Origin of the sequence: Salmonella enterica subsp. arizonae, assembly GCF_008692845.1 — a bacterium.
Taxonomy (GTDB): Bacteria; Pseudomonadota; Gammaproteobacteria; order Enterobacterales; family Enterobacteriaceae; genus Salmonella; species Salmonella arizonae.
Genome location: NZ_VXJW01000004.1, coordinates 159,563 through 179,351, shown reverse-complemented (window position 1 = coordinate 179,351; position 19,789 = coordinate 159,563). Strand labels below are relative to the sequence as shown.

The window sequence follows — 19,789 nt, the reverse complement described above, 5'->3', positions numbered from 1 at the left end:
CAATAAGTACAAGGCCATGGCTCAGGAAATCGAATTAAAGTTTATCGTCAATCACGACGCCGTAAATGTGCTGCGAAATTATCTTCATACGCTCGGCGGCGAGCATCATGCGCCCAGCCAGTTGCTGAATATCTACTACGAAACGCCTGATAACTGGCTACGCCGCCATCATATGGGGCTGCGTATTCGTGGCGAAAATGGTTGCTATGAAATGACCATGAAAATTGCCGGGCGGGTAACGGGCGGGTTGCACCAACGACCCGAATACAATGTCGCGCTAAGCGAACCCGTCCTGGATCTGACGCAACTCCCGCTGGACATCTGGCCAGATGGCGAACTGCCCGTCGGTCTGGCAACAAGCGTGCAGCCGCTATTCAGCACCGATTTTTACCGGGAAAAGTGGTGGCTGGACGTTGACGGCAGCAAGATTGAAATTGCGCTCGATCTCGGCGACGTCAAAGCGGGCGAATTTGCCGAACCGATTTGTGAACTGGAACTTGAGTTGCTTAGCGGCGATACGCGCGCCGTGTTAAAACTGGCAAAGCAACTGCTGTCGCAAACCGGTTTGCGTCAGGGCAGTCTGAGTAAGGCAGCACGAGGCTATCACCTTGCGCAGGGCAATGCGCCGCGAGAAAATAAACCGACGGCAATACTGCGGGTTGCCGCGAAAGCCACTGTAGAACAAGGGCTAGAGGCCTCGCTGGAGCTGGCGTTGTCACAGTGGCAGTACCATGAAGAGCTCTGGCTGCGCGGCGACGAGTCAGCGAAAAAACGCATGTTAGACGCCATAGGGTTGGTGCGCCATGCCTTAATGCTATTTGGTGGTATCGTTCCGCGCAAAGCGAGCGCTCACTTACGTGATCTGCTCACTCAGTCGGAAGCGACGATGATATCTGCCGTCTCCGCCGTCACAGCCGTTTACAGTACGCCAACGGCGATGGCGAAACTGGCGTTGACGGAGTGGCTGGTGACGAAAGCCTGGCAGCCATTTTTGGATGCGAAGGCGCAGGCTAAAATGGCCGACTCTTTTAAGCGTTTCGCCGATATTCATCTTTCTCGACATGCTGCTGAATTAAAAAACGTTTTTGGACACCCGCTGGGTGATAAGTATCGCGACCAGTTGCCGCGTTTGACTCGCGATATCGACAGCGTTTTACTGCTGGCGGGATATTATGATGCGATGGTCGCGCAGGCATGGCTGGAGAACTGGCAGGGATTGCGTCACGCCATTATTACCGGGCAACGTATTGAAATTGAGCATTTCCGTAATGAGGCCATTAACCAGCAACCGTTCTGGTTGCACAGCGGAAAACGATAATCAGAGCCGTAGAAAGTGCCTGATGTAGCTGTGCTTACCAGGCTTACAGTATGCGGATTTTGTAGGCCGGATGAGGCGAAACGTCGCCATCCGGCATTATTTAAAGGATATTCCCTAAAATGACGCCGCTCTCTTCACCCTTACGGCAGTACTGGCAGACCGTTGTTGAGCGCTTACCAGAAGGATTTACTGAGACATCGCTTAGCGCGCAGGCGAAGTCAGTACTTACATTTAGCGATTTTGCGCTGGATAGCGTGATAGCGCATCCAGAGTGGCTTGCCGAACTGGAATCCGCATCGCCACAAGCCGATGAATGGCGACATTATGCAGGCTGGTTACAGGAGGCGTTGGCTGATGTCTGTGACGACGCCTCGCTGATGCGTGAGTTAAGGCTTTTTCGTCGTCGCATCATGGTACGCATCGCTTGGGCGCAGGCGCTGTCGAGGGTGGAAGACGAGACTATTTTACAACAGTTGAGCCATCTGGCGGAGACGCTCATCGTGGGCGCGCGCGACTGGCTGTATGCCGCCTGTTGCCGCGAATGGGGAACGCCCTGTAACCCGCAGGGCGTTCCCCAACCGCTGCTGATTTTAGGCATGGGCAAGCTGGGCGGCGGCGAACTGAATTTTTCTTCTGATATCGATCTGATTTTCGCCTGGCCGGAACATGGCACGACCCAGGGCGGGCGTCGTGAACTCGATAACGCCCAGTTTTTTACGCGTCTGGGGCAGCGGCTGATCAAAGCGCTGGATCAGCCCACGATGGATGGTTTTGTCTACCGGGTGGATATGCGTCTGCGACCGTTTGGCGACAGCGGCCCGCTGGTGCTGAGTTTTGCCGCGCTGGAGGATTACTACCAGGAACAAGGGCGCGACTGGGAGCGCTACGCAATGGTGAAAGCGCGGATAATGGGTGATAACAACGACGCCTGGTCTCGTGAATTACGCGCCATGTTGCGGCCTTTCGTTTTCCGCCGCTATATCGATTTCAGTGTTATTCAGTCGCTGCGCAATATGAAAGGGATGATCGCCCGCGAAGTGCGCCGCCGCGGTTTGAAAGACAACATTAAACTTGGCGCGGGCGGTATTCGTGAAATTGAGTTTATCGTTCAAGTATTCCAGTTGATCCGCGGCGGACGTGAACCGTCGCTACAATCGCGTTCGTTACTGCCGACGTTGAATGCTATTACTGCGCTGCATTTGCTGCCTGAAAACGACGTAACGCAACTGCGCGCGGCCTATCTTTTTCTACGGCGTCTGGAGAATCTGCTGCAAAGCATCAATGACGAACAGACGCAAACGTTGCCTGCCGACGATCTGAATCGGGCGCGGCTGGCTTGGGGAATGAATACGGATAACTGGCCGCAGCTTGTTGGTAAACTGACGGAGCATATGGCTAACGTACGCCGCGTATTCAACGAATTAATTGGCGATGATGAAGCCGATACCCCGCAGGAAGAAGAACTTTCAGAGCCGTGGCGTGAAGTATGGCAGGATACGCTACAGGAGGGTGATTCGACGCCAGTGCTGGCGCATCTGGCCGATGAGGATCGACGACAGCTTCTGACGCTTATCGCTGACTTCCGTAAGGAACTGGATAAACGCCCTATCGGCCCGCGTGGGCGGCAGGTGCTGGACCAACTGATGCCGCGCCTGCTTGACGACGTCTGTTCCCGCGAAGACGCCGCCGTTACGCTGTCGCGTATAACGCCGTTGCTGGCGGGGATTGTCACCCGCACCACCTATCTGGAGCTATTGAGTGAATTTCCCGGCGCGCTGAAACACCTGATTATGCTCTGCGCCGCTTCGCCAATGATTGCGAGCCAACTGGCGCGTTATCCGTTGTTGCTTGATGAACTGCTCGACCCCGGCACGCTTTATCAGCCGACGGCTACCAATGCTTACCGTGACGAATTACGCCAATATTTGTTACGCGTGCCGGAAGAGGATGAAGAGCAGCAACTGGAGGCGTTACGCCAGTTTAAACAAGCGCAGCTTTTGCGAATTGCGGCGGCGGATATAGCCGGTACGCTGTCGGTGATGAAAGTGAGCGATCACCTCACCTGGCTGGCGGAGGCGATGATTGACGCCGTGGTGCAGCAGGCATGGATGCAGATGGTCGCGCGTTATGGTCAGCCCACGCATCTGGACGAGCGCCAGGGGCGGGGGTTTGCGGTCGTCGGCTATGGCAAGTTAGGCGGATGGGAGCTGGGTTACAGTTCCGATCTGGATCTCATCTTCCTGCATGACTGCCCGATAGATGTCATGACTAACGGCGAACGTGAAATCGACGGGCGGCAGTTTTATCTGCGTCTGGCGCAGCGCATCATGCATCTGTTCAGTACGCGCACCTCCTCAGGCATTTTATATGAGGTGGATGCGCGGCTACGCCCCTCTGGGGCGGCGGGAATGTTGGTGACTTCAGCGGATGCGTTTGCCGATTATCAGCAGCATGAAGCCTGGACCTGGGAACATCAGGCGCTGGTACGCGCTCGCGTGGTATATGGCGACCCGCAGCTTACCTCACAGTTTGATGCGGTACGCCGCACTATCATGACGACGGCGCGCGACGGTAAGACATTGCAGACCGAAGTGCGTGAAATGCGCGAGAAAATGCGGTCGCATCTCGGCAATAAGCATCGCGATCGTTTTGATATCAAAGCTGATGAAGGCGGTATTACGGATATTGAGTTTATCGCGCAATATCTGGTACTGCGCTACGCTCATGAAAAACCTAAATTAACGCGCTGGTCTGATAACGTGCGCATCCTGGAGCTTCTGGCGCAAAACGGCATTATGGATGAGCACGAGGCGCAAGCGCTGACAGTAGCCTACACCACACTGCGTGATGAACTGCATCACCTTGCGTTGCAGGAACTTCCCGGCCATGTGGCGCAGACGTGTTTTAGTAAAGAGCGCGCGCTGGTGCAGGCAAGCTGGCGGAAGTGGCTGGTAGCCGTTTGAATTATGCTATTATCGCGCGCAAATTTTGAATCTCTCAGGAGACAGGAATGAAAGTAAATCTGCCAGCGTTTGAACGTGCGGGCGTCATGATTGTGGGTGATGTAATGCTGGATCGCTACTGGTATGGCCCTACTTGCCGTATTTCACCGGAAGCGCCGGTGCCTGTTGTTAAGGTGAATACCGTTGAGGAACGCCCAGGCGGCGCGGCGAACGTGGCGATGAACATTGCGTCTCTGGGAGCGAACGCCCGTCTGGTCGGCCTGACGGGAATTGATGATGCCGCGCGTGCGCTGAGCAAAACGTTGGCGGAGTTCAATGTAAAGTGCGACTTCGTTTCTGTGCCGACGCATCCGACGATTACCAAACTGCGCGTTCTGTCGCGTAACCAGCAGCTTATTCGTCTTGATTTTGAGGAAGGCTTTGAGGGAGTGGACCCGGAGCCGCTGCATGAGCGTATCAACCAGGCGCTGGGATCGATCGGCGCGTTGGTATTGTCTGATTATGCCAAAGGCGCGCTGACCAGCGTACAGACTATGATTGCCCTGGCGCGCCAGGCGGACGTGGCGGTGCTCATCGATCCGAAAGGGACGGATTTTGAACGTTACCGCGGCGCCACGCTGCTGACGCCGAACCTTTCTGAGTTTGAGGCGGTCGCGGGTAAATGTAAAAGCGAAGACGAACTGGTTGAACGCGGCATGAAGCTGATTGCCAATTACGACCTTTCCGCGCTGTTGGTCACGCGTTCCGAACAGGGAATGACGTTGCTGCAACCGAATAAAGCGCCGCTACATATGCCGACGCAGGCTCAGGAAGTTTATGATGTTACCGGTGCGGGCGATACGGTGATCGGCGTGCTGGCGGCGACGCTGGCGGCGGGAAATACTCTGGAAGAGGCATGTTATTTCGCCAATGCGGCGGCTGGGGTAGTCGTGGGTAAACTCGGGACGTCAACGGTTTCCCCTGTTGAGCTGGAAAACGCAGTGCGCGGACGTGCGGCTACCGGCTTCGGCGTCATGACTGAAGAGGAGCTGAAACAGGCCGTCGCCAGCGCGCGTAAGCGTGGCGAGAAAGTGGTCATGACCAACGGCGTTTTCGATATTCTGCACGCGGGCCACGTCTCTTATCTGGCGAACGCGCGCAAACTGGGCGATCGCCTGATTGTTGCGGTCAATAGTGACGCCTCGACTAAACGCCTGAAAGGCGAAAGCCGTCCGGTTAATCCGCTCGAGCAGCGTATGATCGTGCTGGGCGCGCTGGAGTCGGTCGACTGGGTTGTCTCTTTTGAAGAGGATACGCCGCAACGACTGATTGCCGGTATTCTGCCGGATCTGCTGGTAAAAGGCGGCGATTATAAGCCGGAAGAGATTGCGGGCAGCGAAGAGGTATGGGCCAACGGCGGCGAAGTTATGGTGCTGAACTTCGAAGATGGTTGTTCAACGACCAATATCATCAAAAAGATCCAGACCGAGAGCGAGAAGTAAAAACCGCGCCATCAGGCGTTACAGACGCTGTGGGCGTTGTACTTGAAGGCGCGTCGGACATTTCGTTTCGACGCGTATCTCGCGGTTGACGCTGCTTTTTTTCGACCTAAGGTAAAGGAATAAGGGTGAGGGGGGATCTCGTCCCTCTGATTGGCTGTTAGTAAGCAGGGAAACTTATCTGTAACAGAACAATCAGTATGATGACCTGTTGCATCATAACCCTTTCCTGATTAAAGCCCCTTGCTGACATTGCGATTGTTGGTGAGCAGCCGCCTGGCGCAAGGGTTTTCTCCCGCCTATTTTTAGTTACTGGATCGCCCACGCAAAATGGCGTGCTGGTCATGACGCTTTGTATAGAAAGGGAATTCCCGGCCTTATGACCAGAGATGAGGACCATGGCGGGGCAGTGATTCGTCTCACTATTAATTCTGTCGTATCTTTCTTTTCTTCTCCCGTATTGTTAAGTTGACCGATCTGCTTTTTACATCCAGCGCCGTGCGGTTCCCTAAGCCCGAAAGATAGTTATACGCCGTCATATTTGGTGAAAATTGTGACTCTACGCATTAAATTTGCGCACGTTATGTATAAAAGCGCCGTACATATAGGGAAATACTGAAATTAGAAAAAGCATATAGCCTTAACAGAATTCAATAACTGGAGGGTATGCTGATGAACCACAATAACGTCTATTCATTAAATAATTTCGATTTTCTGGCGCGCAGTTTTGCCAGAATGCAGGCGGAGGGGCGGCCTGTTGATATCCAGGCCGTAACCGGCAATATGGACGAGGAGCACCGCGACTGGTTCTGCAAGCGTTACGCGCTTTACTGCCAGCAGGCGACTCAGGCGAAAAAGTTAGAATTAGAGCACTAACCCAGGCTCCCTTTACAGGCGGAAGGGCATTATTCAGATCTTGTATGAGCGGGCCGTCAGGCCCGTTCACGTTTTACTCTTGTGGGTCGACTGGCGGAATGGCGGGCGCAGGTTTTACTTCCTCAGGCTTGTCGCGAGCTTCCAGTTCGGTGAGGCGTTGCTCCAGCAGCGCCAGTTTTTCCCGGGTGCGCAGCAAAACCTGAGTCTGGACATCAAACTCTTCGCGGCTCACCAGATCGAGACGCGTCAGTTGAGATTGCAGCGTTTGACGGATTTTCTTCTCAATATCTTCCCCGAATTCGCGAATACCTTTCGGCATTGATTCATGAATCTGGCGTGCGATTTGCTCAATTTTTTTCGGGTCAATCATTGTGGTTTCCCTGAACTGGTAGGTGTTAGCTCTTATTGTAGTGCGATATGTGGACGCCATAAACCAGAATTGTGTGACGTCATGCGGAGTAAAGGCGTTGATGAAGGTAATCAATAGCGTTATAGTTAACCCGCTTATTCTCAGGGCGGGGCGAAATTCCCCACCGGCGGTAAATCAGCGATGTTTAACGCGTTTCTCTCATCACGGTACGCCGTGGTGGAACACGGAGAACAGGTTGAAAGCCCGCGAGCGCTTTTTGCAATAGCGAAGAGGTCAGCAGATCCGGTGTAATTCCGGGGCCGACGGTTAAAGTCCGGATGGGAGAGGGTAACGATCCAGTCGGGCATGGACCCGCTCACGTTATTTTTTTGCCGCTTGTCGGCACTCCTAAGACTGCCCTGATTCTGGTAACCATAATGTCAATGAGGTTTTTTTACCATGAATCAGACGCTACTTTCCTCTTTTGGTACGCCATTTGAACGTGTTGAACTTGCACTGGATGCGCTGCGTGAAGGACGCGGTGTTATGGTGCTTGATGATGAAGACCGTGAAAACGAAGGCGATATGATTTTCCCCGCAGAGACAATGACCGTAGAACAGATGGCGTTAACCATTCGTCATGGTAGCGGTATTGTTTGCCTGTGCATTACTGAAGATCGCCGCAAGCAGCTTGACTTGCCAATGATGGTGCAAAACAACACCAGCGCCTACGGTACCGGCTTTACCGTCACGATAGAAGCAGCGGAAGGCGTAACAACAGGCGTTTCCGCCGCTGACCGTGTGACGACGGTACGTGCCGCCATCGCCGATGGCGCAAAACCGTCCGATCTTAACCGTCCGGGCCACGTTTTCCCACTGCGCGCTCAGGCGGGAGGCGTGCTGACGCGCGGCGGTCATACGGAGGCGACTATTGATCTGATGACGCTGGCTGGTTTTAAACCCGCAGGCGTATTGTGTGAGCTGACTAACGATAATGGGACGATGGCGCGTGCGCCGGAGTGTATTGCGTTTGCCGGCCAGCATAATATGGCTGTCGTGACGATTGAAGATCTGGTGGCTTATCGTCTGGCGCATGAGCGTAAGGTGAGTTAATCGGATTGCGATGTTTGTCGTCATGATGAAAAAAACCGAAGCTAAAACGCTTCGGTTTTTTGTTATTACGCGAGGGTTTTACCTCTGGAGAGTTTTATCACCCAGGCGCCGCTCATGACCAGTAGCAGAATCAGGCACACCCCAAAGGCCAACAGACATGCCTGCGCCATGTTCATAAAATGCAAGGGCGGAAGCAAATACCAGCCTTCGGAATGCTGGTAGAGATCGACAAACCACTGCTGTACGTTACTTAGCGTCACGCCATCAGGGACGACAGGCGCGTCATAACCGCAGTCTCCGGTAGGTTTAAACCACTCCGGCGCCCATTCCGCCAACGGTAAGTTGAAAGGAAAGGTCGGGTCGGTCGAACATCCTTGTACGCCAAAAAGTGAATCAGGGTCCGGGTTATGCACCGCATAATGGATACCATTAAGCTTAATAGAAAACTTAATGCCCATAATGCTTCCATAAAATGCCGCGACGCAGCCAATCAGCTTCAGCACGATATTTTTGGGATTTATCGCCGCAATCACCCCGCCAATTACCATCACAAACATCGCGTAGCGGATGTAAACACACTGCTCACACGGTGCCATGTAGAGGTAAATTTGGAAGAACGAGTGCGCCAGGATAATTAACCCTCCCATCGCGACGGCCATTAACAGCCACAGGAAGCGCTGCTCCTGCCATCTCACCAGAGTATCCACTGGTCTTGCGCGTAGGTCTCGCCATAATCCCTTAATAAAATCCATAATCGTTTCCCTGCTTATTTTTTAGTGGCCAGTTCCCGTACGAGTTCAGCCATAGAATCGATGGATTTTATGTTTTTGGTGTAGATGAGGTACTTGCCGTTGACAACATAAGCCGGAACACCCTGGATTTTGGCAACGTCATAGGCAGCTTTCCATTTTTCCAGCGTCTCCTGAACGGCTGGATCTTTTAGCGCGGCTTCAAAATCAGCCTGACTCATACCTGCGGCATCCAGTCCGGTTTTTATAAAAGACGTAGGGTCTTTACCATCTGACCAGCGCTCTTTCTTATCATGGTAGGCAGCGTAGTAGGCGAATTTCGCTTTTTTGAATTGTGATTTAGCATCAAATAACGAGATACCCGTCGCTTTATCTTTGGCGATAAGGACTGCAAATACTTCGCTGGCCTGTTTTCCATATTCGCCTTTTGTTTCCAAGTGGAACGGAGTGAAAGTAACTAGATCGGCTACTTTGTCAGACACCGGACCCGTTACGGCTTTGTCATATTTGTAGCAGAACGGACACGCGTAGCTAAATACCTTAATTAGCGTTTTATCCGCATTGGGGATCGGTTTTTCCAGGACCATATAATCGGTACCTTCGGTAAAAGCCGATGCCGCAAAAGGAGTGACCAACGCTGCCGTTAATACTACACTCTTAAATAAAGAGGTAATCCATTTAGATGACATATTAATTCCTTAACGTGATTTATTTAAACATTTGCTTCGGATGAACCAGTAACGCACGATAGTGAGTCTGGTTGGGTTTATCCGACAGCACATCAATTTCAACTTTCACTTCTTTTGTTTTATAGTCAATCTCATTAAGTTTACCGACCGTCGGTTTGCCAACGTCGAACAAATTAATAGATCCGCTAAAGCCGAACATGGTGTCGCGGTCTTTTTGATATTCAACAACTGAAGTAATAGGGCTATAGAAATCATATCCACGCTCTTTACCGTATTCCCAAACTTGCTTTACGGTGCCTTTCTTCTCATCGATCTTATATTCGACAAAACGAGAATATTTCATAGTTGGCAGAGCAGGTTGCTCCAGACCGCGGCCATCACCATTATCAAAAACGGTTAATGTGCCTTTACTGGAGAGCCATGCTGTATGTTGGGTATAGGTGAAATCGAAATCGGTATTCTCACACTTGCCGTTTTCGTCGCAGGTCAACGGCTTACCATTACCGTCTACCGGTTTCAGCAATTTGCTGGCTAGCTGCTTATTCCAGCCTTTAGATGGCGCCAGTATCCATTTCACCTGCTTATCGCGACCGATTTTTACGATGCCCTGATGGCGGGAAGAAAGGATAATGGAGTCGTCTTTCGCGTCATAAGCGATAGAGTTGACGTGCGCCCAGTTACGACCAGCACCGACCCCAAGCGCATCGCCATACGGCGTATTCGGTTCAAGTTTCGCCTGCTGTCCGGCATGAGCCAGATCGACGTTTACGCATACTGCGCCTGCATCCAGCGCGCCGAGCAGCGCATCACGCATAGGGTCGAGGATTTTGGTCAAATCCCAAACGTCTACCACGCGGCCAGACTTATCGACCTCAATGATTTGGTCACGGATGGTATGGACATGTAGACCGTCTTCTTTGCGATAATCGCGTTTGCCGACGCGCAGCAGTACCGTGCCGTTCACGGTTTCGATGGATTCATGAGACGCGTCGAGGAACCCGCGCGGCAGTTTATGATCGGCAAGGATTTGCCCCATCATATCAAACTCGTACCAATGCTGACCCTGGACTGCGGTAAAGGTGCCGCGAGGCGTCTCACGGATGCCCATCAGGTAGCCACGTTTGTTGATATCCATATCGTGGCCGTCATAGAAGGTGTCCTGATCCAGCCACCAGCGGTATTCGCCCTGGGTGTCGACCACAAACGTATAAGGGGCGATATCGAAAGGCAAAGCCCCGCCCGCCGGACCGGCATCAAGAATGCCCGCATTTTTATCTTTTTCGCCGTGCCAATGAAATTCAGCGCCCTGCGGCGTGAAAGTATGAGTATTTACCAGATAAAGGCGGTCTTCAAATCCCGGCGCGACTTTAATAACTTTCGTTTGCTGGAGATCTGAAATAGAACGGTTATCTATATAATGGTTGACGATAGCGGACGTCTGCACCACATAGTCATCCTTCATGGCTTTGCCATTTTCTTTATATTCTACCGTAACGTTGTTAGCAAATTTTTGGTAAAGGCCGAAAATAGGGATGCCGTCATACGTTTCTAAAGATTCTTTCCCAACGGTATAAGTAACAGGAACGCCTTTTTCCCCTTTGCCATGTACAGTAACTTTGACGTCTGAAATAATATGGCTATCTAATTCTACCAGTGCGGTAAGAGGGGCATTTCCGTAAGGATCGACAACGACTGCACCTAATTTCCCTGCGGGTTGCGCCGGTTGAAAACCTGCGGCAAACGTACTGGATGCGGTGAGGCCGCATGTCAGTACGATGGTACCGGCAAGTATTGTTTTTCGGTATTGATTAATCATGGATATATCTCCTTATATAGCTTCTAAATATAATACTTCTACATATACTACGTTTTTATGGATGAAAAATGAGGTAAATGATTAGTCTTTAAATTTAAGGCATGATGCTGCTAGTTATTTTAAAATATAATCCGCATCAATGTTCTTTAATTTTCTTTATTATTCGATAGTAGGAGGGGGATATTTTAAGAACAATATAAATTAGTGCGAAGTGTGATCTTGTCGACATTGTTTTCTGCTTAATACCCCTTTCGTTATTGGGTTTCACTACTGGTTTATATGATCAAAATCATTTATTTGTTCTGCAAATATGCCAGTATATGAATACGTCAAAATAAAGGTATGTAAAATTTTAACGTTAAATGTTTAGTGATGTTAAATTTTAAGGGTAAAAAGGATGTTTATTGCCTGGTATTGGATAATATTAATAGTTCTTGTGGTGATAGGGTATATTTGCCATATGAAGCGTTGTTGCAAGGCGTTTCGGCAAGACAGAGATGCATTACTTGAAGCGCGAACGAAACGTTTTCGCCAAATGAACGAAGGCGATAGCGTGATTAATGAGCATAAATAGCGCGTATTTTTGCCGGGCAGCCGGATGTTGCCTGGCTAAAGGACCGCACCCGGCGCGACGTTTGTCTTAACCGATACCTATCGTCTGCAAAATGACGAGACTAAGCCCCATGACGGACATGCCGCAAAGCACGCCATAGCTGGGGTTATTGTTAGGATCGATCTCTTTTGCCAGCGGCATCAGTTCATCGACGGAGAGCGCCACCATTATGCCGGCGACCGCCGCCATGATGGCGGCCATAACGATTGGCGAAACCAGACTGCCCAGAATCAGCCACGCCAGTACGCCGCCAAAAATTTCCGCCATGCCGGAGATACCAGCCCAAAAAATCGCGGTACGTTTTGAGCCCGTGGCGGCATAAACCGGGCCAGCGACCGCCAGACCTTCAGGAATATTGTGTAGCGCCACCGCCAGCGCGATGCCGAAACCCAGTTCAAGATTGCTGCTGGCGGTGACAAACGTGGCGATCCCTTCTGGAAAGTTGTGCAGGCTAATGCCGAGCGTCAATAAAACCGCAGTACGTTTTATCGAGCCGGGAATCGGCTGCTGCCTTTTTGGCACCAGATCCTGCGGGTGGGCGTGAGGAAGAAGGCGATCCAGCCCGAAGTAACCCAACAGGCCAATAATAAACATACCGTAACCCAATACGGGCGACATTCCCTCCGTATCCAGCGCGGCGGGTAGCATCTCCATCAGCGAGATGAGCAACATGATGCCTGCGGCGAAGCCCAGCGAAAAAGCCAGCACGCGATTAGACGGTTTTTGGCCGAGAACGCCAAGAAACGCGCCAATAAAGGTGGCGGCGCCCGCCAGTAAGGTCAGAATAAGTGGTACTGACATCCATTACTCCTTATCAATTTGCCGTCCGAACCTGACCTTCAAAATAACTGATGATCTCCATCATGGTTATCTGAGTTCTTCCTCTGTGAAGAAAGCGTATGGTGATGTTATCCGAATGTTTTACCTGTAAGGATAACATCATGTCTTTAACACGTATGCCAGCATTGTTTTTGGGGCATGGCAGCACGATGAACGTGCTGGACGATAACGATTATACCCACGCCTGGCAGCGATTGGGGGAAGCCTTACCGCGACCACAGGCGATAGTGGTGGTGTCGGCGCACAGGTATACCCGCGGGACGGGCGTTACAGCGATGGAAAGGTCGCAAACTCTCCATGATTTTGGCGGTTTTCCGCAGGCGCTGTATGACACGCATTATCCGGCTCCTGGATCGCCTGCGCTGGCGCAGCGTCTGGTTGAACTGTTGGCTCCCGTTCCCGTCGCGCTCGATAAAGAGGCGTGGGGATTTGATCACGGCTCCTGGGGCGTATTGATTAAGATGTACCCGAATGCGGATATCCCGATGGTGCAGCTTAGCGTTGATAGTACCAAACCTGCGGCATGGCATTTTGAGGTGGGCCGTAAGCTGACTACGTTGCGCGATGAAGGCGGAGCATTGTCGAACCCTACGCCGGATCACTATTTGCCGCTGCTGTACGTGTTAGGTGCATGGGACGGCAAAGAGTCGATCACTATCCCGACCGATGGGATTGAGATGGGAAGTTTGAGTATGTTATCGGTGCAGGTGGGATAGGCCGGATAAGGCGCTTTGCGCCGCCATCCGGCACTTTCTATCATTCGACGAAAATATGCGGATAGAAGCGGGAGAGATCCTGGGTGATCAGCGCCCGATCTTCACGGATACCAATTCCGGCGGGTTGATCGTTAATCAGCCAGCTACCAATCAGGGTATAACTGTCGCCGAATTTTGGCAGCGGATAGAACTGTTGCACGATCATACCCTCTTCGCCATACGGGCCTTCCACGGATTCGATCGTTTTACCGTTCTCAATAATCGATACGTTCGCCCCTTCGCGGGAGAAGATCGGTTTCACGACATATTTATCCATTTGCGGATGTTCGTCTTCGGCGAAATACGCAGGCAACAGATTCGGATGGTCCGGGAACATCTCCCACAACAGCGGCAACAACGCTTTATTGGAGATAATGCTTTTCCAGGCCGGCTCCAGCCAGCGCACGCCGGCATCTTCCAGCTTGGTGGAAAACATCTCGCGCAGCATAAATTCCCACGGATAGAGCTTGAACAGGTTCGCAATGACCTGATCCTGCAGATCCGTAAATTGGCCTTTTTCCCCCAGACCAATATCTTCGATATAGAGAAATTCGGTGGCGATTTCCGCTTCGGCAGCGCAATCCTGTAAATACTGAATGGTGCCGCGATCCTCAACCGTATCGCGACAGCAGGTGAGATGCAGCAACTGAAAACCGTACTGTTCGCGAAGTTCAGCAAAGCGTTCAATCAGCTTTTCCTGCAGGCTATTAAACTGATCGCTGCCTTCCGGCAGATTGCCCGCGTTGATCTGATCTTCCAGCCAAATCCACTGAAAAAACGCCGCTTCATACAGTGACGTTGGCGTGTCGGCATTATTTTCGAGCAGCTTAGGCTCGCCGATGCCGTCCCAGGCCAGATCGAGGCGGGAATAGAGCGACGGTTGTTGCGTTTGCCAGGACTGGCGAACAAAACCCCAGGTATGCTTTGGAATACGAAACTTTGTCATCAGCTCATCGCTGGCGATGACGCGTTCTACCACCTTGAGGCACATCTGGTGCAACTCGGCGGTAACGTCTTCCAGTTTTTCCACCTGGGCGAGCGTTAACTTGTAATAAGCGTCTTCACACCAGTACGGCTCACCATACATAGTGTGAAAATTAAACCCGTATTCAGTCGCTTTATCGCGCCAGTCCGGGCGCTCGGTAATACTGACTCTTTCCATGCGTATCAGCCGCCCATCGAACGTGTTGAAGTACCGGCTGCGCTACGCTGCATGGCGCTCTGTTTGGCGACAGATTCGCCAAAGCCGCCGCGGGTAACGGTGGTTGTGGTCGCCGGCTTCGGCGCCATAGCGGTTTTCGGTACGGTCATTGTCCGGCCCGGTTGCGCTGCGCCGTAGTTTTTACCTGCCGCGTCGGTATATTTGCCGTATGCCGGGCTGGCCGGGTTTTTCGAGCTAAACAGCGGCTGTTGCGCAAAGCCTGCGCCGCCGCCCATCAGACGCCCCATCATGTAACCTGCCATAAGCGGCATCCAGAAACTGCCGCTGGATTGTTGGGCCTGCGCCTGATTTTCCGGCGCCATGCCAGCCTGTGCGGGCGCTTGCTGGCACTGACCTTCGCCAAACTCGGCGACGCAATCTTCGCGTGTAGCGTACTTAGGCGCAGTACGTTCGGCCTCTTTCAGCGCATTGTTATACGCGGTTGTACACTCCGCGCTTTTGCCCGGATTTGCTGCTGAACAGTCATCAGCGTTTTGATACAGCGATACGGTTTCATCGCTTTTTTCACAGCCAGCCAGCATAAAAACAGCCGTAACCGCCAGGGCGACCGGCGTTAAATGCCGCGCGCTCCAGCTTTTGCGAAACGATGCGTGATGGATGGATTTTGTCCGTTTCATATTTGTCTTCCAGGACCCAGTGGTAAATACAACATGCGTTCAGAATAGAGGATGACTGCTCGAAATTGAAGCGAGAAAAGGCCAGAATGCGGCGGAATAGCAGGATCTTTACGTTGTCTTACGTTTTAATATCATTTCATGCCGGGTGACGCTTCGCTTACCCGGCCTACGATGAAGCAGGACCGACAAGCGAAGCGCTAACGGATAAGACTTAGTGGCGGAACGGATTGCCGTTACCGCGGGTAGACGTCGTGTGCGCTGAGACTGGCTGTGCCGCAGGAGCGTTACCGTTAAAGTTATCCACGGCGGCATCCTGCTCTGGTGTTTCCGGCGCTACGCTTTCCGGCGAAGTCGGGATAGGTTTACCCAACGTACTGTTAAGCGCGAGCAGATCCTGCTCGTTCAGCGTACCCAGCGCGTATTTGATATTTAACTGATTAATCAAATAGGTGTAGCGAGCGTTAGCAAGCTGCTGCTTGGCTTCATACAGCGTGGTGGTGGCGTCCAGCACGTCGACGATGGTGCGCGTACCGACGGAGTATCCCGCTTCCATCGCGTCGAGAGAGCTTTGCGCTGAGACAACCGCTTGTTTATACGCATTAATGCTACTGATAGAGGCGTTAATGTTATTGAAGGAGGAACGTACCGTCTGTACCACGCTACGGTGCGCGCTTTCCAACTGTTCGCTTGCGCCAACGAAGTTATACTGCGCTTGTTTTACCTGCGAGTTAACCATCCCGCCCTGATACAGCGGCAGAGAGAAGTTCAGGCCGACTTTGTTCTGCCCCATATTGCTGTCGTCATACTGGCTGCCTGGACCGTGAGTACCTGAGCCGTTATAAGACGTATCGGAAATACCGGTTGAAGCCGTTAGATTCAGCTTCGGCAGATGACCGTCCTGCGCCTGGCGGATTTGCTCGCGCGCCAGATCCTGACTTAAACGCGCCTGCAATAGCGACAGGTTACGGTTTTCCGCTTCCTTCAATAGCGCGTTAACTGCCTTAGGTTTGTCGGTTTTAAAATGTTCGACGTTAAGCGACGCCAGTTCCGGGTAATAATTGCCGGTCACTTGGCGCAGCTCTTCTACCGCGTTATCCAGGTTGTTGCGGGCGGTAACTTCATTCGCCAGCACGGTATCATATTGCGCACGGGCGTTTTGCACGTCGGTAATGGCGACCAGACCCACGTTAAAACGTTGCGTCGTTTGATCTAACTGACGATAGATAGCTTCTTTTTGCGCTTGGGTATAGGAAAGCACATCAATAGCGTTTAATACTTTAAAATAAGCGTTCGCGGTATTGAGAATCAGCGTTTGCTGATCGGTCTGATATGTTACATCCTGAATGCCCGCTGCTTTTTCTTGCAGGGTTAGCGCACGCCATTTCGACATATCAAACAGCGTCTGCGTTAATTGCAGGGAAGCGCTGGTGGCATTGGAGTTGATGCCGTTCGCATCGCGATAACCGTTGCTATAGGTGTAGTCGGCACCTAAACCCAGTTGCGGCAGTAAAGGACTACGCGCTTCGTTAATTTTTTCGAATGCAGCATCGCGATCGGCAGCGGATTTACGCAATTCCGGGTTGCTCAGGCGTGCTTGCTGATAAACTTGCATCAGGTTCTCTGCCTGGCTTAGTGTGCTGAACCCCGACAGGCTCAGGCCGATAAGGATGGGGAGCAATTTCTTCATTTGCATTCCTTGTTGTGAAGCAGTATTTAGCGCTGATCAATTTGTAAAAATAATTGCTGATTCTAGCAGAATCCGCCACTGCAAAAAGTTGGCGTTACGTGCCATACGAGCCTTAATTGGCACCAATTTACCACAAGGGTGATAAAACAGCAGTCAGCCACCCTTGAAATTCATCATTTAATCATTATTGCCAATAGGGCAGCACAATGCGTAAATCAGACAACTTGCCAGTAACGTTTACCAAAAGCGATGTAGAAATTATTGCACGGGAAACGTGCTATCGCGGTTTTTTTTCACTGGATCTGTATCGATTCCGCCATCGTTTATTCAGCGGAGAAATGAGTGGTGAAGTAAAGCGCGAAATTTTTGAGCGCGGGCACGCCGCCGTCTTGCTACCTTTTGACCCTGAGCGCGACGAGGTGGTGCTGGTCGAACAGATTCGTATTGCCGCTTATGACACAAGCGTTACGCCGTGGCTGCTGGAAATGGTCGCCGGCATGATAGAAGAAGGCGAAACTATTGAGGCGGTCGCTCGGCGTGAGGCGATGGAAGAGGCGGGGCTGACCGTTGGCCGCATCAGGCCGGTCATCAGTTACCTGGCAAGTCCTGGAGGAACCAGCGAGCGCTCATCTATTCTGGTGGGTGAAGTGGACGCGACGACCGCGGCGGGGATTCACGGTCTGGCGGATGAAAACGAAGATATTCGGGTTCATGTGGTAAGCCGGGAGCAGGCATACCAGTGGGTAGAAGAGGGGAAAATCGACAACGCAGCCGCAGTCATTGCTTTGCAATGGCTTCAGTTGCATCATCAAGAGTTAAAAAACGAGTGGAAAAAATGAAGCGTTATACACCTGACTTCCCTGAAATGATGCGTTTGTGCGAAATCAATTTTTCGCAATTGCGCCGCCTGTTGCCGCACAATGACGCACCCGGAGAAACGGTGAGCTATCAGGTGGGTAATGTACAATATCGGTTAACGATTGTGGAATCGACCCGATACACTACGCTTGTAACCATTGAGCAAACGGCGCCAGCCATCACTTACTGGAGCCTGCCGTCGCTGACGGTACGCCTCTATCATGATGCGATGGTGGCTGAAGTGTGTTCAAGCCAGCAGATCTTTCGCTTCAAAGCGCGGTATGATTATCCAAATAAAAAGTTGCATCAACGTGACGAAAAGCATCAAATTAATCAGTTTCTGGCCGACTGGCTACGATTCTGTTTAGCACATGGAGCGATGGCGATTCCGGTTTATTAGCGTCGTGAAACCTAAGGACACCATTTGGAAAGCCTGTTAACCCTACCTCTGGCTGGTGAGGCCCGAGTCAGGATTTTACAAATTACAGATACTCACCTGTTTGCCGAAAAGCATGAAACGCTGTTAGGCGTCAATACCTGGGAGAGTTACCAGGCCGTGCTGGAGGCCATTCGGGCGCAACAGTATGAATATGATCTGATCGTGGCGACCGGCGATCTGGCGCAGGATCAATCCGCTGCGGCTTATCAGCATTTTGCTGAGGGGATCGCAAGTTTTCGTGCGCCTTGCGTTTGGTTGCCGGGCAATCATGATTTTCAGCCAGCAATGTATGGCGCGCTGCAGGAGGCAGGGATTTCCCCGGCTAAGCACGTGTTAATCGGCGAAGAGTGGCAGATTTTGTTGCTGGATAGTCAGGTGTTTGGCGTTCCGCATGGCGAACTGAGCGAGTTCCAACTGGAATGGCTTGAGCGTAAGCTCGCCAATGCGCCAGAGAGACAGACATTGCTGCTTTTACACCACCATCCGTTGCCGGCAGGGTGCAGTTGGTTGGATCAGCACTGCTTGCGTAATGCCGCCGAGCTGGATAGTCTCCTGGCGCATTTCCCGCGCGTGAAGTATCTGTTATGCGGACATATTCACCAGGAGCTGGATCTTGACTGGAACGGACGCCGTCTGTTGGCGTCGCCGTCAACCTGCGTACAGTTCAAACCGCACTGCGCGAACTTTACGCTGGATACTATCGCGCCGGGCTGGCGTACGCTGGAGCTCCAGGCGAACGGTGTCCTGGAGACGGAAGTGCATCGCCTGCAGGATACCCGGTTCCGGCCCGATACCGCTTCGGAAGGATACTGATGTCTACGCTTGTCTATTTGCACGGATTCAACAGTTCCCCCCGCTCGGCAAAAGCGTGCCAGTTGAAAAAGTGGCTGTCGGAGCGTCATCCTCATGTCGAAATGATCGTTCCTCAACTCCCGCCTTATCCTGCCGATGCGGCGGAGTTGCTGGAGTCCATCGTGCTTGAGCATGGCGGCGCGCCATTAGGGCTGGTAGGATCGTCGCTGGGCGGTTATTACGCCACCTGGCTGTCGCAATGTTTTGTGTTGCCGGCTGTGGTGGTGAATCCCGCTGTGCGGCCCTTTGAATTATTGACCGACTATCTCGGTCAGAACGAGAACCCCTACACCGGGCAGCAATATGTGCTAGAGTCTCGCCATATTTACGATCTTAAAGTCATGCAGATTGACCCTCTGGAAGCGCCGGATCTAATCTGGCTGCTGCAACAGACGGGCGATGAAGTGTTGGATTACCGCCAGGCGGTGGCATATTATGCCTCCTGCCGTCAGACAGTGACTGAAGGTGGTAATCACGCATTCACGGGCTTCGAAGATTATTTCAACCAGATTGTCGATTTTCTTGGACTGCACAGTTGCTGACAATCAATTCGAA

At 52.0% G+C, this 19,789-nt stretch carries 19 protein-coding genes and 1 riboswitch; of the genes, 10 read left to right on the top strand and 9 right to left on the bottom strand.

The annotated features are described in order from the left end of the window. Positions 1-16: 16 nt before the first annotated feature. The 3 genes from F4V61_RS09920 (at position 17) to hldE (ending at position 5,762) form a co-directional block, all read left to right on the top strand. On the top strand, positions 17-1,318 hold the full coding sequence (locus tag F4V61_RS09920; protein WP_000046236.1) for an inorganic triphosphatase: 1,302 nt from the start codon (positions 17-19) through the stop codon (positions 1,316-1,318). Between the two features lie 119 nt (positions 1,319-1,437). Then, positions 1,438-4,281 carry a bifunctional [glutamate--ammonia ligase]-adenylyl-L-tyrosine phosphorylase/[glutamate--ammonia-ligase] adenylyltransferase gene (gene glnE / locus F4V61_RS09915; protein ID WP_000188288.1) on the top strand — a complete coding sequence of 948 codons (2,844 nt, stop codon included), beginning with the start codon at positions 1,438-1,440 and terminating at the stop codon, positions 4,279-4,281. A 47-nt stretch (positions 4,282-4,328) separates the two neighbouring features. After that, on the top strand, positions 4,329-5,762 hold the full coding sequence (gene hldE / locus F4V61_RS09910; RefSeq protein ID WP_000867673.1) for a bifunctional D-glycero-beta-D-manno-heptose-7-phosphate kinase/D-glycero-beta-D-manno-heptose 1-phosphate adenylyltransferase HldE: 1,434 nt from the start codon (positions 4,329-4,331) through the stop codon (positions 5,760-5,762). A 157-nt stretch (positions 5,763-5,919) separates the two neighbouring features. Here the strand turns inward: hldE and F4V61_RS22835 are convergent, their stop codons facing one another. Continuing rightward, positions 5,920-5,979 carry a type I toxin-antitoxin system Ibs family toxin gene (locus F4V61_RS22835; RefSeq protein ID WP_227001225.1) on the bottom strand — a complete coding sequence of 20 codons (60 nt, stop codon included), beginning with the start codon at positions 5,977-5,979 and terminating at the stop codon, positions 5,920-5,922. 446 nt (positions 5,980-6,425) lie between these two features. On the opposite strand from F4V61_RS22835, the gene glgS reads away from it, so the two are divergent. After that, on the top strand, positions 6,426-6,635 hold the full coding sequence (gene glgS, locus F4V61_RS09900; protein ID WP_000928917.1) for a cell surface composition regulator GlgS: 210 nt from the start codon (positions 6,426-6,428) through the stop codon (positions 6,633-6,635). Positions 6,636-6,708: 73 nt separating this feature from the next. Here glgS and ubiK read toward each other — a convergent pair whose 3' ends face one another. Further along, the gene (ubiK, locus tag F4V61_RS09895) at positions 6,709-7,005 is read right to left on the bottom strand and encodes a ubiquinone biosynthesis accessory factor UbiK (protein WP_000566821.1); all 297 of its coding nucleotides are present in this window, start codon (positions 7,003-7,005) and stop codon (positions 6,709-6,711) included. Between the two features lie 132 nt (positions 7,006-7,137). Then, a riboswitch (FMN riboswitch) is annotated at positions 7,138-7,338 on the top strand. A 105-nt stretch (positions 7,339-7,443) separates the two neighbouring features. Between ubiK and ribB the strand changes: the two genes are divergently transcribed. Next, a complete protein-coding gene (ribB, locus tag F4V61_RS09890; protein ID WP_001076980.1) occupies positions 7,444-8,097 on the top strand; it encodes a 3,4-dihydroxy-2-butanone-4-phosphate synthase in 654 nt (217 codons plus the stop codon). 65 nt (positions 8,098-8,162) lie between these two features. Here ribB and dsbI read toward each other — a convergent pair whose 3' ends face one another. The 4 genes from dsbI to zupT form a co-directional block, all read right to left on the bottom strand. Next, positions 8,163-8,849: a protein-disulfide oxidoreductase DsbI gene (gene dsbI, locus F4V61_RS09885; RefSeq protein ID WP_000345579.1), complete on the bottom strand. Its 687-nt coding sequence runs from the start codon at positions 8,847-8,849 to the stop codon at positions 8,163-8,165. Between the two features lie 14 nt (positions 8,850-8,863). Beyond that, positions 8,864-9,535, bottom strand: coding sequence for a thiol:disulfide interchange protein DsbA/DsbL (locus F4V61_RS09880; RefSeq protein ID WP_000096234.1), 672 nt, complete (start codon positions 9,533-9,535; stop codon positions 8,864-8,866). A gap of 19 nt (positions 9,536-9,554) precedes the next feature. After that, positions 9,555-11,351, bottom strand: coding sequence for an aryl-sulfate sulfotransferase (locus F4V61_RS09875; RefSeq protein ID WP_000610209.1), 1,797 nt, complete (start codon positions 11,349-11,351; stop codon positions 9,555-9,557). A gap of 640 nt (positions 11,352-11,991) precedes the next feature. Continuing rightward, the gene (zupT, locus tag F4V61_RS09870; protein ID WP_000115872.1) at positions 11,992-12,765 is read right to left on the bottom strand and encodes a zinc transporter ZupT; all 774 of its coding nucleotides are present in this window, start codon (positions 12,763-12,765) and stop codon (positions 11,992-11,994) included. A gap of 140 nt (positions 12,766-12,905) precedes the next feature. Here zupT and ygiD point away from each other — a divergent pair, with 140 nt between their 5' ends. Further along, positions 12,906-13,520 (top strand): 4,5-DOPA dioxygenase extradiol, encoded by a 615-nt coding sequence (gene ygiD / locus F4V61_RS09865; protein ID WP_170243776.1) that lies wholly within the window; start codon positions 12,906-12,908, stop codon positions 13,518-13,520. A gap of 40 nt (positions 13,521-13,560) precedes the next feature. On the opposite strand, the gene F4V61_RS09860 is transcribed toward ygiD, so the two are convergent. The 3 genes from F4V61_RS09860 to tolC all read right to left on the bottom strand — a co-directional run bounded on the left by F4V61_RS09860 (position 13,561) and on the right by tolC (position 17,091). After that, positions 13,561-14,721: a glutathionylspermidine synthase family protein gene (locus F4V61_RS09860; RefSeq protein ID WP_000442837.1), complete on the bottom strand. Its 1,161-nt coding sequence runs from the start codon at positions 14,719-14,721 to the stop codon at positions 13,561-13,563. Positions 14,722-14,726: 5 nt separating this feature from the next. Beyond that, positions 14,727-15,398: a DUF1190 family protein gene (locus F4V61_RS09855; protein WP_000831527.1), complete on the bottom strand. Its 672-nt coding sequence runs from the start codon at positions 15,396-15,398 to the stop codon at positions 14,727-14,729. A gap of 211 nt (positions 15,399-15,609) precedes the next feature. Next, positions 15,610-17,091, bottom strand: coding sequence for an outer membrane channel protein TolC (tolC, locus tag F4V61_RS09850; protein WP_072159242.1), 1,482 nt, complete (start codon positions 17,089-17,091; stop codon positions 15,610-15,612). A 200-nt stretch (positions 17,092-17,291) separates the two neighbouring features. Between tolC and nudF the strand changes: the two genes are divergently transcribed. The 4 genes from nudF to yqiA are packed head-to-tail and all read left to right on the top strand — an operon-like array spanning position 17,292 to position 19,776. Continuing rightward, positions 17,292-17,924 (top strand): ADP-ribose diphosphatase, encoded by a 633-nt coding sequence (gene nudF, locus F4V61_RS09845; RefSeq protein ID WP_001231946.1) that lies wholly within the window; start codon positions 17,292-17,294, stop codon positions 17,922-17,924. Further along, positions 17,921-18,343 (top strand): DUF1249 family protein, encoded by a 423-nt coding sequence (locus F4V61_RS09840; RefSeq protein WP_000833384.1) that lies wholly within the window; start codon positions 17,921-17,923, stop codon positions 18,341-18,343. Before nudF ends, F4V61_RS09840 begins: the two co-directional genes overlap by 4 nt. Before the next feature lie 24 nt (positions 18,344-18,367). After that, positions 18,368-19,195 carry a 3',5'-cyclic-AMP phosphodiesterase gene (cpdA, locus tag F4V61_RS09835; RefSeq protein ID WP_080160928.1) on the top strand — a complete coding sequence of 276 codons (828 nt, stop codon included), beginning with the start codon at positions 18,368-18,370 and terminating at the stop codon, positions 19,193-19,195. Further along, positions 19,195-19,776, top strand: a complete 582-nt coding sequence (gene yqiA / locus F4V61_RS09830; protein WP_000105978.1) for an esterase YqiA — start codon at positions 19,195-19,197, stop codon at positions 19,774-19,776. Before cpdA ends, yqiA begins: the two co-directional genes overlap by 1 nt. Positions 19,777-19,789: the final 13 nt, after the last annotated feature.